This window comes from Serratia myotis (assembly GCF_027474885.1).
GTDB classification, from domain to species: Bacteria; Pseudomonadota; Gammaproteobacteria; order Enterobacterales; family Enterobacteriaceae; genus Serratia; species Serratia proteamaculans.
The window spans coordinates 4,534,395-4,550,582 of the sequence record NZ_CP099707.1 but is presented as its reverse complement, the minus strand read 5'-3'; the positions used below and the strand labels follow the sequence as shown (position 1 = coordinate 4,550,582).

At 56.7% G+C, this 16,188-nt stretch carries 16 protein-coding genes and 1 other RNA gene; 7 read left to right on the top strand and 10 right to left on the bottom strand.

Annotated elements, in window-relative coordinates; translation table 11 throughout:
* Positions 1-101 precede the first annotated feature (101 nt).
* From NHG65_RS21455 to NHG65_RS21430, 6 genes are all read right to left on the bottom strand, one after another.
* Complete coding sequence (locus NHG65_RS21455; protein ID WP_129937029.1) at positions 102-572, bottom strand: NanQ anomerase/TabA/YiaL family protein; 471 nt, start codon at positions 570-572, stop codon at positions 102-104.
* Positions 573-585: 13 nt separating this feature from the next.
* Positions 586-1,584, bottom strand: coding sequence for a 3-dehydro-L-gulonate 2-dehydrogenase (gene yiaK / locus NHG65_RS21450; protein ID WP_207979456.1), 999 nt, complete (start codon positions 1,582-1,584; stop codon positions 586-588).
* A 256-nt stretch (positions 1,585-1,840) separates the two neighbouring features.
* Entirely contained in the window at positions 1,841-2,701 is an 861-nt protein-coding gene (locus NHG65_RS21445) for an SMP-30/gluconolactonase/LRE family protein (RefSeq protein ID WP_413502462.1), read from the bottom strand.
* 12 nt (positions 2,702-2,713) lie between these two features.
* Positions 2,714-3,814 carry an ABC transporter substrate-binding protein gene (locus NHG65_RS21440; RefSeq protein WP_489844800.1) on the bottom strand — a complete coding sequence of 367 codons (1,101 nt, stop codon included), beginning with the start codon at positions 3,812-3,814 and terminating at the stop codon, positions 2,714-2,716.
* Positions 3,815-3,829: 15 nt separating this feature from the next.
* Entirely contained in the window at positions 3,830-4,912 is a 1,083-nt protein-coding gene (locus NHG65_RS21435; RefSeq protein WP_085118751.1) for an ABC transporter permease, read from the bottom strand.
* On the bottom strand, positions 4,905-6,458 hold the full coding sequence (locus NHG65_RS21430) for a sugar ABC transporter ATP-binding protein (RefSeq protein ID WP_489844799.1): 1,554 nt from the start codon (positions 6,456-6,458) through the stop codon (positions 4,905-4,907). Before NHG65_RS21430 ends, NHG65_RS21435 begins: the two co-directional genes overlap by 8 nt.
* A gap of 362 nt (positions 6,459-6,820) precedes the next feature.
* Here NHG65_RS21430 and NHG65_RS21425 point away from each other — a divergent pair, with 362 nt between their 5' ends.
* From NHG65_RS21425 to NHG65_RS21415, 3 genes are all read left to right on the top strand, one after another.
* Entirely contained in the window at positions 6,821-7,639 is an 819-nt protein-coding gene (locus NHG65_RS21425) for an IclR family transcriptional regulator (RefSeq protein ID WP_099065318.1), read from the top strand.
* Between the two features lie 123 nt (positions 7,640-7,762).
* Positions 7,763-8,380: an arginine exporter ArgO gene (gene argO / locus NHG65_RS21420; RefSeq protein ID WP_112347306.1), complete on the top strand. Its 618-nt coding sequence runs from the start codon at positions 7,763-7,765 to the stop codon at positions 8,378-8,380.
* A 123-nt stretch (positions 8,381-8,503) separates the two neighbouring features.
* Complete coding sequence (locus NHG65_RS21415) at positions 8,504-9,235, top strand: oxidative stress defense protein (RefSeq protein WP_099065320.1); 732 nt, start codon at positions 8,504-8,506, stop codon at positions 9,233-9,235.
* 150 nt (positions 9,236-9,385) lie between these two features.
* Here the strand turns inward: NHG65_RS21415 and NHG65_RS21410 are convergent, their stop codons facing one another.
* A complete protein-coding gene (locus tag NHG65_RS21410) occupies positions 9,386-10,279 on the bottom strand; it encodes a LysR family transcriptional regulator ArgP (RefSeq protein ID WP_012146627.1) in 894 nt (297 codons plus the stop codon).
* A 203-nt stretch (positions 10,280-10,482) separates the two neighbouring features.
* On the opposite strand from NHG65_RS21410, the gene rpiA reads away from it, so the two are divergent.
* Entirely contained in the window at positions 10,483-11,139 is a 657-nt protein-coding gene (gene rpiA, locus NHG65_RS21405) for a ribose-5-phosphate isomerase RpiA (RefSeq protein WP_085118743.1), read from the top strand.
* A 302-nt stretch (positions 11,140-11,441) separates the two neighbouring features.
* Positions 11,442-12,680 (top strand): phosphoglycerate dehydrogenase, encoded by a 1,239-nt coding sequence (gene serA, locus NHG65_RS21400; protein ID WP_099065321.1) that lies wholly within the window; start codon positions 11,442-11,444, stop codon positions 12,678-12,680.
* 45 nt (positions 12,681-12,725) lie between these two features.
* On the opposite strand, the gene NHG65_RS21395 is transcribed toward serA, so the two are convergent.
* From NHG65_RS21395 to zapA, 3 genes are all read right to left on the bottom strand, one after another.
* Positions 12,726-13,334: a 5-formyltetrahydrofolate cyclo-ligase gene (locus NHG65_RS21395; RefSeq protein WP_499182654.1), complete on the bottom strand. Its 609-nt coding sequence runs from the start codon at positions 13,332-13,334 to the stop codon at positions 12,726-12,728.
* Positions 13,335-13,361: 27 nt separating this feature from the next.
* A non-coding RNA gene (gene ssrS, locus NHG65_RS21390) (6S RNA) lies at positions 13,362-13,544 on the bottom strand.
* A gap of 41 nt (positions 13,545-13,585) precedes the next feature.
* Positions 13,586-13,915, bottom strand: coding sequence for a cell division protein ZapA (zapA, locus tag NHG65_RS21385; protein ID WP_012146623.1), 330 nt, complete (start codon positions 13,913-13,915; stop codon positions 13,586-13,588).
* A 320-nt stretch (positions 13,916-14,235) separates the two neighbouring features.
* Here zapA and NHG65_RS21380 point away from each other — a divergent pair, with 320 nt between their 5' ends.
* Together NHG65_RS21380 and pepP are read left to right on the top strand one after the other, a co-directional pair.
* Entirely contained in the window at positions 14,236-14,814 is a 579-nt protein-coding gene (locus NHG65_RS21380) for a YecA/YgfB family protein (RefSeq protein ID WP_099065323.1), read from the top strand.
* A 60-nt stretch (positions 14,815-14,874) separates the two neighbouring features.
* Positions 14,875-16,188, top strand: coding sequence for a Xaa-Pro aminopeptidase (pepP, locus tag NHG65_RS21375; RefSeq protein WP_499182653.1), 1,314 nt, complete (start codon positions 14,875-14,877; stop codon positions 16,186-16,188).

Here is a 16,188-nt window from a genome sequence, read left to right as displayed (position 1 = left end):
CTGTAGAGTCAGATTTTATTGTTTTGGTGGTTTAAGGCGTAGGGGCGCCCGCAACGGCCCGCAGGCCGATGTTTTTTTATCTTTAATTTCTTTGCTGTCGGTTAGGCGCTAAATAATTCCAGCGGTATTTTCACCACCACTTTACGAATAGCGCCGGGCTGTTGATTAATGCAGGCCGGGCGATGAACGTCCTGCGGGAAAAATACCGCAAAGTTACCGGGCTGCATGGTTAACCAGGATTCATCCGCGACCTCCTGATAAAAAATGATGTCGCGCTGCGCCAGTAACTCCTGGTGGATCAGGTTATCGCCGCGATCGGCCGCTACGCCGATCAATTCGGTGCCGCTGACCAGAAACTGCACGTCGACATTTTTGCGGTGCACTTCGGGCCGCAGATCGCCCGGCTGCTGGGTGTGCAGATCCAGCACCTGCACCACGTAGCCAGTGGCGGGATCCTGATAGCGTCCGGCGGGCAGGGCGCCAAAGTCGGTGCTTTGCAAATAGGCGATGGCGCTAGCCACCGGTGCCGGATACTGCTCCGGTGAGGTATGGGCGATATGGCCGAAGATCATGGTTATTCTCCTGTTACAGCGCCTGAATGCGCGCCCAGATGCGCTCATCCACCGGGATGCCGTCACGCATGTTTTCTGCATGAATGCGCGGGAATTTATGGCCCGGCAGGCGGATAGCCACCTCCGGGTTATCGCGTTCGGCGCTGGTGATATAGTCCATGATGCGCTGCAGTTTTGCATCGCGAGTGGCACCGTCGATCAGCCGTTCGATCTCAATGGCGATAAACACCTGCGACACGCCGTACTCATCGCGGTTGTCTTCGGTCACTTCCGCCACCGAAGAGCCGCCGGACAGCAGGGTGGCAATCATATCCAGCACGATAGACAGCGCCGATCCTTTCCAGTAGCCCATCGGCAGAATGCGCCGGTTTTCTTCAATGGTGGCGGGATCGCGCGTCAACTGTCCGTCGTTGTCAAAGCCGCCGTCCACCGGCAGGGTTTTGCCCGCCAGCCGGTTCAGCTCCAGCGCGCCATAGGAGAACATCGACATCGACATATCCACCATGGTGATTGGGTTGCCCGGTACCGCCACGATCAACGGGTTGGTGCCGATACGGCAGTCTTTGGCCCCCCAGGGCGGCATCACGGCTGCCGAATTGGTCCAGCAAATGCCGATATACCCTTTCTCCGCCGCTTGCCAGCCGTAGCCGCCACCGCGCATCCAATGGTTGGCGTTACGCAGGGCCACCAGGCCGATGCCGTGACTGTCGGCTAACTGCATGGCGCGATCCATCATTTTGCGGGCGGTGAGGTTACCGATGCCCTGATGGGCGTCCCACTGCTCAATGGCACCCAGCGACAGCAGCTTGCTGGGTTCGGCGTCCGGCACGATATCACCCGCGTCCAACTGCTGGATAAAGCGTGGGAAACGGTTAACGCCGTGGGAGTAAACGCCGCTGGCGGAGGTGTCGGCGAACATACCGGCACAGTCATCGGCGGTGGCTTCGGCCACGCCCCGCGCCAGAAGTACGCGTTTGAATTGCTGTTTCAGATCGGGGTAACTCACTCTCATGCTGATTCTCCGCTACGGCGCATTTGTTTGTTTTATGTTCTTTAAATTTCATTATGCGAAATTGCATTTCAAATAAATGCTATACCTGCGGTTAGATGAAGTCAAAGTGAGGGGGGAGAAAGTTATTTATATAAAACAGTGTGTTAAATTAACTTGGTGAATTTGTGATCGGCGGCACGTTTTGGCCTGCTGGTGCGTTTCAGACGTGGCAAAGCAGAGCGGAACAGGCCCGCTCTGCGATCTTCATTTTTGCCCATTATCCGCGAGTATTCAGCACCATGCGGTATAACGAGGTGGTGGCGGTAATGTATAACTCATTGCCGTCCGGCCCGCCGAAGGTGCAGTTAGAGACGCGTTCCGGCAGATTGATTTTACCGAGCTGTTTACCCTGGCTGTCGAAGATCAGCACCCCGTCGGCACAGCTGCAAAACAGGTTTCCGGCCCTGTCGACACAAAAACCGTCCGGGAAACCGGGCGCAACCTGGGCGAAACGCCGACCGGCTTCCAGTTCACGTCCGTTGACCTGATACACCCGCAGTTCACTGCGCCCGAGGGTCGGGAAATCGACGATCGACATGTCTGCCACATACAGCAGCGACTCATCCGGTGAGAACGCCAGGCCGTTCGGCCGCTGTAGATCGCTGGCGGCAATGTTCAGCGAGCCGTCGCGCGGATCAAAACAGTACAGGTAGCAGCCGATCACCTGGCTTTCCGACTTGTAACCCTCTTCATCACCGGTAATGCCATAGGGCGGATCGCTAAACCAAAGGGTGCCGTCGGAGCGAACCGCCAGGTCATTGGGGGAGTTGAAACGCTTGCCATCCACCCGATCGACCAGCATCTGTACCTCGCCGTTACTTTCGGTGCGGCTGACGCCGCGCCGCCCGTGCTCGCAACTGACCACCCGACCTTCGGCGTCGCGCGCATTGCCATTGGCGTAGTGCGACGGGGAGCGCCACAGGCTCAGTTCCCCCTGTCGTGACCAGCGGAACATGCGGTTGCCCTTCACATCGCTGAACACCACCGCATCCTGCTGCGGCAGCCATACCGGCCCCTCGGCCCAAATGGCCGGTGAGCACAGGCGTTCAAGCGGGTGGTCCGCCATCAGTTCATTCATGCTGACCTCCGCTTACTTCACGCCCCAAATGGCTTTGTAGTGGCCCTGATAATCATTCTGCGGGTCATACAGATTGCTGCTGCCACCGTCGGCAGTGATATTGTCGCGGGTCACCAGATGCGCCGGGGTAACGTAGCCGGAAGGCGATTGTTTGGCGAAGGCGCGGTTGAACTCGTCCAGCAGCTGCCAGCCGTGCAGTTTGAGCGGTTCCGGTACCGTGGCCGACTGGCTGCCCCCGGAACGGATGCGCTGGTAGGCAGAAATAGAGCCGTCGCCGGCGGAGATGCTGTAGGGCGCATTCTTGCCGCCTTTACCGGCGGTTTTCAGCGCCGGTGCCATGAAATCAAAATACAGATCGTTGATGGCCAGCGCGTACTGGAACTGGTCGCCGTATTTTTGCAGCAGGCTGAAGGTCATGGTTGGCATGCGGTTGGCGGTATCGGCCAGCGGGGTGTCAATAAACTCGACCACCTTGCAGCCGCTGCATTTACCTATTTCCTCTTTCATCACATTGGCCTTGTCCAACGCGATTTGGTACAGCGAATCGGTAAAGATCAGCACGCTGGCCTTGCCGCCGGACTGCACCACCGCATATTGGGCAGCTATGCGCGCCACTTCGTTGGAGTCGGAGGTGACATTGTAAAACACGTTGTACTTGGCGATCGGTCCCGGCTCAGGCACCGCATGCCAGGCGGTCAGCACTATTCCTTGCTGGATGGCTTTCTTCAGCGGGATCTTGGCCACGTTCGGGTTCCAGCCGCCGATGACGATGCCGTCCGGCTTCTGGGCAATCGCCTGGTTCAGCGACGCCAGCTGATCTTTTACCGAGCCGCCGCCGTCCAGGGTTTCCAATTTCCAGCCGGCCGCTTTCGCCGCTTCACTCAGCCCTTCCTGCACTCCCTGCACACCGCCGTTTTTCATGTCCGAAGCGATAAAGATGATTTTCTTGTTGGCCTGTAGCTTCGGTCCGCTGGTCGGCCCGTCCCATTGGGTCACGCTGGCAGTGGCCTTGGTGACCGCCGCCGTGGCTTGATCAAGATAGGCATCGGCCCAGGCGGATGAGGCTGCGCCGGCCAGCAGTAGGGTAGTCGGTAATATCCAAAGACGTTTCATAGGGTGAACTCCTGGTTAAGGATTGATCGCTTTTTGGTTATTTTTATCAGCCGGAGTGGCTGGGATGCGTTGTACCGCTTTTTGGTTGAGTAACCGGCGGCGCTGGGCATAACCCGCCAGGGTGATCGACAGCAACAGCGTCGCGCCGTTAAACAGCGGTTCGACCCAGAAATCGCCGCCGAACTGCTGGATACCGGCGATGCCGATGGCCAGTATGGCGATGCCGACTACGGTGCCCCAGACGTTAACCCGGCCGGGACGAATAGTGGTGCTGCCGAGGAAGGCGCCAACCAGCGCCGGTAACAGGTAGTCCATGCCGACGCTGGCCTGGCCAACCCCTTGCTCGGCGGCGATCAACACTCCGCTAAAGCCGGTCAGCACGCTGGAGGCAATAAAGGCGCCGATGGTAAAGCGATTGACCGAAATGCCATTCAGCCGCGCGGCCGCCGGGTTACCGCCCACCGCGTACATGCAACGGCCCAGTGGGGTGTGTTCGGTGATCAACCACAGCACTACCGCGACGATCAACACGTAGAAGGCCACGATCGGGATCCCGCCGATCTCGGTGTGGTGCAGGGCGGTAAAGGCGTCAGGCAGATCGCCGACGATCTGTCGCCCGCCAGAGTGCCACAGCGCAATGGCGTACAGCACGGTGCCGGATCCCAGCGTGGCGACAAAGCTGTCGATATCCGCCAGCGCCACCAGAATGCCGTTCAACAGGCCGTACAGCGCGGAGAGTACCAGTACCGTCAGCACCGCCATCTGCCACGAAAAACCGTATTCCACCTGCAGCGTGATGGCCAGGATATGCCACAGCACGATGCCGAAGCCGACGTTAAGGTCAATCTTGCCGACGATCATCGGGATGGTCGCCGCCAGCGCCAGCAGGGCGATCTTGGCCTTGCTGGAGAGGATCGCCTGCAGCGTTAGCATTGAAGCGAACGAGGGGGAGATCAGCGAAAACAGGATCACCAGCGCAATGCACAGCAGCAGCAGGCCGTAGCGGGTGAGAACCTGCATCAGCCACGGGCCGGTACCGTCCTGTGACAGGCTGACTCTTTGCTCCAGTGCCGTTGATTTAACAGATGTTTTAGACATGACCCACCTCAGATTCTAACGTTGTCGCGAGGGTTTCCCCGGAGCTGGCGGAGGCCAGTTCCAATAAATTGGCGAATGACACCTGCTGATTTTTCAGCTCGCCGACCACTTTTCCCCGGTTAAACACCAGTGCGCGGTTGCAGATATGGGCGATCTCCTCAAAGTCGTTGGAGATCACCAATACCGCCACGCCTGCTTCCAGGGATTTATTTAATAGATGATAAATTTCCGCCCGTGCGCCCACGTCTACACCGGCGGTGGGGTCTTCCAGGATCAGCAGCGGGGCGCCCAGGTGCATCCAGCGCGCCATCACCACCTTTTGCTGGTTACCGCCGGACAGGGCGCTGATATCGATATTGACGTCCTTGGGCCGTACGTCGAACAGCTGTACTTTCCACCAACTGGCGCCAATCTCGGCCCGGCGGCTGTAGCGTGACAGCAGTTTGTGGCCGCTGGCCACAGGGTTGATAAACAGGTTTTCACGCACGCTCATCGACATCACCAGGCTTTCGCCGGTGCGATCCCCCGCAACCAGCGAGACGCCACAGGCCATGGCCTGCTGTGGGCTGCTGGCGGTGTAAGGCAGGTCGCGAAAGCGGATTTCGCCCTCATCGGCGTGACGCAGGCCGAACAGCAACCGGCCAATCTCTTCCTGACCGGCACCGCGCAACCCCGCCAGTGCCAGCATTTCTCCGGGCTGCAGAGTGAAGCTGACCGGGCCGATATCGCCCACCGCCACGTTATTGAGCTGCAGCACCGGTGGGCGATCCTCCGGTAAGGGTTCGCGCTGATCGTCCGCCATCGCTTCACCCACGATCATCTGCACCAGATCGCGCAGCGAGTAGTCGGCAGTATTGCCGCCCGCCACGTAGCGCCCGTCGCGCATGACACAGACCCGATCGGCGATCTCGATCACTTCATCCAGCCGGTGGGTGACGTAAATCATGCCGACCTTTTTGGCACGTAGCCGGTTAATCACCGCGAACAAATGGCGCACATCGTTGGCGGGCAAGGACGCGGTGGGTTCATCCAGCACCAGCAGTTCGGCGTTAACCGCGACCGCCCGGGCGATCGCCAGCAGCGATTTTTCGGTGCGTGACAGCTCAAAAACTCTGGCATCGGGATCCAGCGCTATGCCGACATCCTGCAGTGCCTGAACGGCGCGGCGGCGGTTGGCACGCCAGTCAATCAGGCCGAAGCGGCGCGGGAAACCCATCACCAGCGCCATATTTTCCGCCACCGTCATCCACTCGATCAGCCCGAGATCCTGATGAATAAAGGCAATAGGCTGGCGGCTGTCACTTTTTATTGCCGCGGCGGAGGCTATGCTGGCCCCTTGAAACTGAATATCGCCCCCGTCGCGTGGGTAAACCCCGGCCAGTACTTTGATCAGCGTCGATTTGCCCGCGCCATTTTCGCCCAGCAGGGCCAGGACTTCGCCCGGCATCACCTGCAGGCTGACGTCATTCACCGCGACGTTGCCGCCAAAGCGTTTAACAATATGGCTGAGGCTAAGAATGGGTTGTTCCGCATTATCTGGTGTCATGTGATGCGCCCCTGGTCCCTGCATCCGCGATCGGCGAGATGCTGATTGGTGGTTATATCGCCTTTAAATTTCAATATGCGAAATTCAATTTCAAAAATAATATGCCGATTGCCGATCTAAAGCAAAGCCGGAGAGGTTTTAATTGTCCTTTTAAAACAATCTGTTATTTATATCTTTGCGGAATTGTGACGCACAACTCACTTCGGAAGTTAGCGGAATGTTGCGGATTTTTAACCTGCTACCGACAATGAAACGGCGTTCCGTCTTCACCTGATGCGGGCCTTGGGGTAACATTCCCGGCAAAGGGTCCGTTTACCACGCCGTGGCGTTGGCTGGCGGCTCGACACTGGAGAAATTGCGCTATGAGCCTGAAAGCTGTCGACGAGAAAGATGACAAGAAAGACAAACCCCTGGGCAGCCAAAGCCTGTTCCGCGGTTTGCAACTGATTGAGATCCTGAGTAACTTCCCTAACGGCTGCCCATTGGCGCACCTGTCTGAGTTGGCCGGCATGAACAAAAGTACCGTCCACCGCCTGCTGCAAGGGCTGCATACCAGCGGCTATGTCACCCAGGCCCCGTCGCCCGGCAGCTATCGCCTGACCACCAAGTTTATTTCTATCGGTCAGAAGGCGCTTTCCTCGCTGAATATTATCCATGTCGCTGCGCCGCACCTGGAGCAGCTCAATCTGGAAGTGGGGGAGACGGTCAACTTCTCCAGCCGCGAAGACGACCACGTCATTTTGATCTACAAGCTGGAGCCGACTACCGGCATGATGCGTACCCGTGCCTATATCGGCCAGCATATGCCGCTGTACTGCTCGGCGATGGGCAAGATTTTTATGGCCTACGGCAACAGTGATTATCCCGATCGCTACTGGCAAACCCATCAGCATGAGATCCAGACATTAACGCGCAATACCATCACCGAGCTGCCGAAGATGTATGAAGAGCTGGCCGATATCCGCCTGCGCGGCATGGCGATGGATCGCGAAGAGAATGAGCTGGGAGTGTCCTGCGTGGCGGCGCCGGTGTTTGATATTCAGCAACGGGTGCCCTATGCGGTGTCGGTTTCGCTACCGACTGCCAAGCTGCAGCAGATTGGCGTCAAAGCCCTGATTAAGCCAGTGCTGGCGACCGCGCAGCGCATTTCTCAGGAGCTGGGGTTTGTTACTCCGGCCTGATTATTAGCATTGCTGATAGTTGATTAGAAATATCAATTTCACCTAATAATTTTTTCCTCCTATGATGCGCGTATTGACCGATACGCGCCGCTGCCCGGCGCTTTGTTCTCTGTGAGGAATACCATGTTAGCTGTCTTTTTACAGGGCTTTGCCCTGAGTGCCGCGATGATCCTGCCGCTGGGCCCGCAAAATGTTTTTGTCATGAATCAGGGCATTCGCCGTCAGTACCACCTGATGGTCGCGTCGCTGTGTGCGTTGAGTGATATCGTGCTGATCTGCGGGGGGATTTTCGGCGGCAGCGCCTTGCTGAGTCGTTCGCCGCTGTTGCTGGCGTTGGTAACCTGGGGCGGCGTCGCCTTTTTGCTGTGGTACGGCTGGGGCGCGTTTCGCACTGCCTTCAGCCGGCAACTGGCACTGGCAACCGCTGAGGAATTGAAGCAGAGCCGCTGGCGGCTGGTGGTCACCATGCTGGCGGTGACCTGGCTGAATCCGCACGTCTATCTCGACACCTTTGTGGTGCTGGGCAGCCTGGGGGGGCAACTGACGCCGGATGTTCGTTCCTGGTTTGCGTTGGGGGCGGTGAGCGCTTCCATCGTTTGGTTCTTCGGGCTGGCGCTGCTGGCTTCCTGGCTGGCACCCTGGCTGAACACCCGAATGGCGCAGCGCATCATCAATACGCTGGTCGGCGTGGTGATGTGGGGCATCGCTTTGCAGTTGGCCTGGCAGGGGGCAGGTTTATAAGAATTTGTCACTAATCCGAATTCAAAAGCCCGCGCGATATGCTACGTTTGATGCCAAGGAACCGGCTGTTCTCAGTAGAGAAAGGCCGGTAAATCAGTTACAGCCTGTCATCAAGGAGACACTGTGAAGCTTAAAGCATTGGCTATGGCCGCAATGGTTGGATTAGGGACGTTACCTCTGGCGCTGCAAGCGGCAGAAGTGCCGGAAGGGCCACACGTGGTGACCTCGGGCACATCCAGCGTTGACGCGACACCTGATATCGCCACCCTGGCGATCGAGGTCAGCGTCTCTTCCAAAGACGCCGCACAGGCGAAAAAGCAGGTTGATGAGCGCGTAGCGCAATATTTTGATTTCCTGCAGAAAAATAACATTGAGAAGAAAGACATCAGCGCCGCCAACCTGCGCACCCAGCCGGAATATGACTACCTGAAAACCGGTGAATCGGTGCTGAAAGGCTACCGTGCGGTACGTCAGGTGCAGGTGACGCTGCGTCAGTTGGATAAGTTGAACGAGCTGCTGGACGGCGCGTTGAAATCCGGCCTGAATGAGATCCGCGCCGTTGAGCTGGGCGTGGCGAAACCGGACGTTTACCGTGAGCAGGCGCGTCAGAAAGCCATCGAGAACGCCACTCAGCAGGCAGCTTCATTGGCGAAAGGCTTTAACGCCAAGCTGGGGCCGGTTTACAGCATTCGTTATCACGTTGCCAACTACCAGCCGATGCCGGTAGCACGCATGTATAAATCGGCGGGTGCAGCGGCGGAAAGCGACGCGGCGCAAACCTACGAACAGCAAAGCATTCACTTTGACGATCAGGTGGATGTGGTGTTTGAGTTGCAGCGCAACGCGGCGCAATAATTCAGACTGGCTGACAAAGCCACGCAAGGGCTAAATCGGTAGGGGTCGAACATGTTCGACCCGATTTAACCCATTGATTCTGCACTAGGGCGCAGCTTGCAGCGCCCCTACCATGAAATAACAGATCACGATGTCCGCAACCTTTTCTATTTAATCCTGGCGCAGAACCTGGCGGCCATGCTCGAGCAGGGCATCGGTCACTTTACGCATCATGCGGCTCTCTGGCGCGAAGCGGTGCCAGAACAGCATGCGGCGCTGGAACAGGCCCGGCGTCAGATCGATCAGTTCGCCCGAGGCCAACTCTTTCTCAATCTGCAGATGCGGGATCATACAGCAGGTGGTGCCCTGACGCGCCAACTGCACGAAGGCTTCCGATGAGTTGACGATATGGCAGGGCACGCTACCCGGCGACAGATCAAAGTTCTGCTGCAGGAAAGCCTGGTGCATGTCGTCGAGATGGTCGAATGCCACCGCCGGCGCTTTCAGCAGCGCGGAGCGCGTAACCCCGTTCGGGAAGTAGCGCTCGGCAAAACCTTTCGAGGCGACAAACAGATAATCCAGCGCGCCCAGTTGGTCCACCAGACAGCTTGGCAGTGGCTGCGGCTGGATACTCACCGCACCCACCACTTCACCGCGGCGCAGGCGTTCCTGAGTCCGGGTCTCGTCTTCTACCTGCAGGTTCAGACGGATCGGAGAATCGGTCAGCACCGGCTTCAGCGCCGGCAGCAGCCAGGTTGCCAGGCTGTCGGCGTTAACCGCCAGCGACAGCAGCAGCGGCGTATCAATACCGGTGTCGTTGCCCAGCCACTCTTCTTCCAGCAATTCCACCTGGTGCAGCAGCGCCAACAGCTTCTGGCCCTGTTCGGTCGGGCGTGGCGGCACGGTACGCACCAACAGCGGTTGGCCAAACAGGTTTTCCAACTGCTTGATGCGCTGGGATACTGCCGATTGTGTGATGCAAAGTTTTTGCGCGGCGCGCTCAAAGCCACGCTCACGGATCACCGCGTCCAGCGCTTGTAGCGTTCGATAGTCTGGGCGTTTCATCGGAAAGATATCCCTTAAAGTAAATTGATACTGGCACTATGCCACATCTCTGGTGTTTTACAGGTGGAAAATCACCGGGCCATCTTGCCGCGGCGCGCCTAAAAATGCGGCTCAGGGTGAAGAAGTGTGATCCTGCCTAAGTGAAAAATAGCGATTTACCCTATAATACGCACACGTTTTCGTACAGAGGCAATGGACATATTATGACGCAGGATGAACTGAAAAAAGCGGTTGGCTGGGCAGCGCTGGATTACGTGACCCCGGGCACCATCGTCGGGGTGGGTACCGGCTCGACCGCCGCCCACTTTATTGACGCGCTCGGCTCGATCAAACACCAGATCGAAGGGGCGGTGTCCAGCTCCGACGCCTCCACTGCCAAGCTGAAAAGCCTCGGTATCCACGTGTTCGACAGCAACGAAGTGGATTCGCTGGATATTTATGTCGACGGCGCGGATGAAATCAACCGCCAGATGCAGATGATCAAAGGCGGCGGCGCTGCGCTGACGCGTGAAAAAATCATTGCTGCCATCGCGCGCAAGTTTATCTGTATTGTCGACTCCACCAAGCAGGTCGACGTGCTGGGTAAATTCCCGCTGCCGGTAGAAGTGATCCCAATGGCGCGCTCCTACGTGGCGCGTGAGCTGGTGAAGCTGGGCGGACTGCCGGAGTATCGTCAGAATGTCCTGACCGATAACGGCAACGTGATCCTGGATGTGCATAATCTCAGCATTCTCGATGCCATTGCGCTGGAAAATAAAATCAATGGCATCGCCGGTGTAGTGACCGTGGGGCTGTTTGCCAACCGTGGCGCCGACGTGGCGCTGGTCGGCACGCCTGATGGCGTGAAGGTCATCGGATAATGTAGAACCCTCTACAGGTATGCGGTCTTGGATCCCACCGGGCCGCATAATTCACTGGTTAAAATATCTTTTATTAAAAGCGCTAAATTTGGTGACATATGTCACATTACGAGCGATAGCTCCACGAAGCTTCTGCCTATTTCTTTCCCTATGGCATTTTCTGCCAGAAACCAGCAACAACGCTGAGCCTTGTCCTGACGGGCGGGCAATCGTTTGTATTGCCGCCTGCGTTATTTTTGTTATGTTGGATGCGTGCTGTTTCACAACAGCCGCTTCTGAAGTCTGAACATAGGGTCGGGTAAATGGCAAAAGTATCATTGGAGAAAGACAGGATTAAATTCCTGTTGGTGGAAGGGGTTCATCAGAGCACGGTAGATAATCTGCTGGCAGCCGGATATACCAACATTGAATATCACAAAGGTGCGTTAGACACCGAATCGCTTAAGGCATCGATCCGCGATGCTCACTTCGTCGGCATCCGATCGCGTACGCATCTGTCCGAAGAAGTTTTCGCCGCTGCAGAAAAGCTGGTGGCGGTAGGGTGTTTCTGTATCGGTACTAACCAGGTTGATCTGAAGGCGGCGACCAAGCGCGGCGTTCCGGTGTTTAACGCACCTTTCTCTAATACCCGATCCGTGGCCGAAATGGTGCTGGGCGAGTTGCTGCTGATGCTGCGCGGCATTCCGTCCGCCAACGCCAAGGCACACCGCGGTGAATGGCAGAAACTGGCCGTGGGCTCGTTTGAGGCGCGCGGTAAGAAGCTGGGGATTATCGGCTACGGCCATATCGGCACCCAGTTGGGTATCCTGGCCGAAGGCCTGGGCATGAAAGTGTTCTTCTACGATATCGAGAACAAGCTGCCGTTGGGCAATGCCCAACAGGTACGCCACCTGTCCGATTTGCTCAACATGAGCGACGTAGTGACGCTGCACGTGCCGGAAACCCTGTCGACCAAGAATATGATGGGTGCAGAAGAGCTGGCGTTGATGAAGCCGGGCTCAATTCTGATCAACGCCTCGCGCGGTACCGTGGTGGATATTCCTGAACTGTGCAAAGTATTGGCCAGCAAGCATTTGGCCGGTGCGGCGATCGACGTCTTCCCGGAAGAACCTGCGACCAACAGTGAGCCGTTCAACTCACCGTTGTGCGAGTTCGACAACGTGATCCTGACCCCGCACATTGGTGGTTCGACTCAGGAAGCGCAGGAGAACATCGGTGACGAAGTGGCCGGTAAGCTGGCGAAATACTCCGACAACGGTTCGACGCTGTCGGCGGTTAACTTCCCGGAAGTGTCACTGCCGGCGCATGGCCCTAATGCCAGCCGTCTGCTGCACATCCATGAAAACCGTCCTGGCGTACTGACGCAGATTAACCAGATCTTCGCTGAAGAAGGGGTGAACATCGCCGCGCAGTACCTGCAAACCGGTCCGGAAATCGGCTACGTGGTGATCGACATCGAAGCTGAAACCGAACGTGCCGACGCGGCACTGCAACGTATGAAGGCGATTGCCGGCACTATCCGTGCTCGCTTGCTGCTCTGATTGAACGCGTTGTAATAACCAAGGCCGGATTTATCCGGCCTTTTGCTATTCGGCTATCCGCCATACCCAATTCTGCGATGGGGTAACGATCTCCGGCAGCGGGATATCCCAATGTTCCACCGGCAGTTGTTCCACCTGCTGGCAGTCATGTGCCAACCCGATCGGGTAGGGGCCGAGATGTTGCCAGTTTTGCAGAGTGCGATCGTAAAAACCGCCACCCATTCCCAAACGCTGACCCGTACTGTCAAACGCCACCAGTGGCGTCAGCACCACGTCGAGTGAGCCGATCGGCAAGACGTTGCGCACATCGAGCTGTGGCTCAAGGATATTGAAGCGGTTGTTAACCAGAGGCGTTTCCGGGGTATAGCGCAGGAACAGCAGATTGCCGGGGCTAAACGGGTGCAACACCGGTAGATAAACCTGTTTGCCTTGCTGCCATAACCGTTCAATCAGCGGACGGGTATCGAGCTCGCCATCGAACGACAAAAACACCGCAATGCTTTGTGCCGCCTGGATGCGCGGATGCGCAGCGATGCGTTCAACCGTCTGCAGGGCGAAATTATTTTGTTGTTCGGGTGTTAGGGCGCGTCGAAGTTGACGGATTTGGTTTCGGATGTTTTGCCGCTGTTGGGCATACTGGGCTTGAAAAGACATAGTCAGCACACTTACCGCTGAGGAAGGGGAATCTCCGAGATGCCGTCGCAGGCTGTAACCCTTGAACCCATGGTTCAAGGTGAACGTGCTGTCGCAATCTTAAGGCTTCTCGGCGGGCCGAGCATGCACACCGATCGCGGATCATCACATTCTGTTGGTACTAATTATCGGCTCAGGGGACTGGCCCGCTGGCGAACATCTCAGAGAAATTTTTTACTCATTGCCAAAATCCAGGATTTCAGCAACTTAAGTTATTCGAATTGTGCATCCTGACGTTCAGAGATGCGACCCTGTTCAAGCAAAGCCTGTTCAATGGTCTGTTGTAGCATGCGAATGCGTTGTTCCATATTGGACGCATAATCACGGGTTTTCAACCGTTCTTGAGCAAGTTCGTGACAAACATTCAATGCTGCAATGAAAACGAGCTGCTCAGTATTTGTGACTCTAGTGCGAACTTTAAGATCTTGCAACCGTTCGTTAAGATCGACCGCTGCCATGTTCAACGCATCTTGTTGTTCTGGCGGGCAATTGACTCTTAAAGAGCGACCAAAAATTTGAATATCTACTGGTTGTGCAGACATGCCACCTTCCTGCCTAAATTTCGCGCCAGCCCCAGTCTACCCTTACCGGGCCACCAAAGCGGGCGCCACTATATATACCTCGGTACCAAGATACAACCCCTTTTTCAGTACCTGGTTGTAATCTACCGCGACAGACATTACCAGTCAAAAAAGGGTTTCAAAATGCGTATTTAGCTTCATTTTGTTCCCTGCCGGTACTGTGTGAATTCTGACGCATCACGATTATAACTAGCCACTGAGGTGTCGTGCTTATCTGGTACAGCGACGGACCTTGGTGGTAGCATAACACGAACTTATCCTGCCAACGATGACGAATGCGCATGTCTATACAGAATACATTTCCAAGTTACCAATCTTTGACCCTTGCCCTTAACCAGCAAGCGGTGGCGTTGACCGCAGCAGAAATGCACGGCCTGATCAGTGGCCTGTTGTGCGGTGGCAGCCGTGACGCCGGCTGGCAATCACTGGTCTATGATCTGACTAATGAAGGCGTGGCCTTCCCGCAGGCGCTAAGCTTGCCGCTTCAGCAACTTCATGAAATTACGCGTGAAACGCTGGAAGACGACGATTTCATGTTCCAACTGATGATGCCGGAAGGCGAAACGGTCAGCGTGTTTGATCGCGCCGATGCGTTGAGCGGCTGGGTGAACCATTTCCTGCTCGGCCTTGGCATGATGCAGCCGAAACTGGCCCAGGTGAAAGACGAGCTGGGTGAGGCGATCGACGATCTGCGCAACATCGCCCAACTCGGTTATGAAGAAGATGAAGACCAGGAAGAGCTTGAGCACTCTCTGGAGGAAGTGGTGGAGTATGTGCGGATGGCGGCCATTTTGTGCCACACCGAATTTACTCGCCGCAAGCCGACGGCGCCGGAAAATGCCAAACCGACCTTGCACTAAACATCCTATTTCACGTCCTTGAGGCCGTGAGCACAGGCAGATTGATTTCAGGAGAAGGTGATGACTCAGCAGGAATTCAACAACCGCCGTCAGGCGCTGTTGGCGAAAATGGCTCCGGCCAGCGCGGCGATTATTTTCTCTGCGCCGGAAGCAACGCGCAGTGCAGATACCGAATATCCTTACCGTCAGAACAGCGATTTCTGGTACCTGACCGGCTTCAACGAGCCGGGCGCGGTATTGATTCTGGTGAAGAGTGACGAGACGCATAACCACAGCGTGCTGTTCAACCGGGTGCGCGATCTGACGGCGGAAACCTGGTTTGGCCGCCGTCTGGGCCAAGAGGCTGCCCCGGCGAAGCTGGGTGTGGACCGCGCGCTGCCGTTCGATGAAATCAACGACCAATTACCCCTGTTGCTTAATGGCCTGGACGTGATCTACCACGCGCAGGGCCAATACGACTATGCCGATCAAATCCTGTTTGCTGCGCTGGACAAGCTGCGCAAGGGTTTCCGCCAGAACCTGCAGGCACCGGCAACCCTGACCGACTGGCGTCGGTGGCTGCACGAAATGCGTCTGTTCAAGTCATCGGAAGAGATGGTGATTATGCGTCGCGCCGGTGAGATCAGCGCGCTGGCCCATACCCGTGCAATGCAGAAATGCCGTCCCGGCATGTTCGAATATCAGCTCGAGGCGGAAATTCATCATGAGTTTACCCGCTTCGGTGCCCGCTACCCGTCTTACAACACCATTGTCGGTGGCGGTGACAACGCCTGTATCCTGCACTACACCGAGAACGAAAGTGAATTGCGCGATGGCGATTTGGTGCTGATCGACGCCGGCTGCGAGTATAAAGGCTATGCCGGCGACATCACCCGTACCTTCCCGGTCAATGGCAAATTCAGCCGACCGCAGCGCGCGGTGTATGACATCGTGCTGGCGTCGTTGCAACGGGCGCTGGAAATGTTCAAACCGGGCATCAGCATCCGTGTGGTCAACGATGAGGTAGTACGCATCATGATTACCGGGATGGTGGAGTTGGGGATCCTGAAAGGCGAAGTCGAACAGCTGATTGCCGAACAGGCACATCGTCCGTTCTACATGCATGGCCTGGGTCACTGGCTGGGGCTGGATGTGCATGATGTCGGCCATTACGGTACGCCAGATCGTGACCGTACGTTGGAACCGGGCATGGTGCTGACCGTCGAACCGGGGCTGTACATTGCGCCGAATGCTGATGTGCCGGAAGAATATCGTGGCATGGGCATTCGTATTGAAGACGACATCCTGATCACCGCCACCGGCATTGAGAATCTGACGGTCAGCGTAGTGAAAGACGCAGACGCCATCGAAGCACTGATGGCGGCGGCAAGGTAA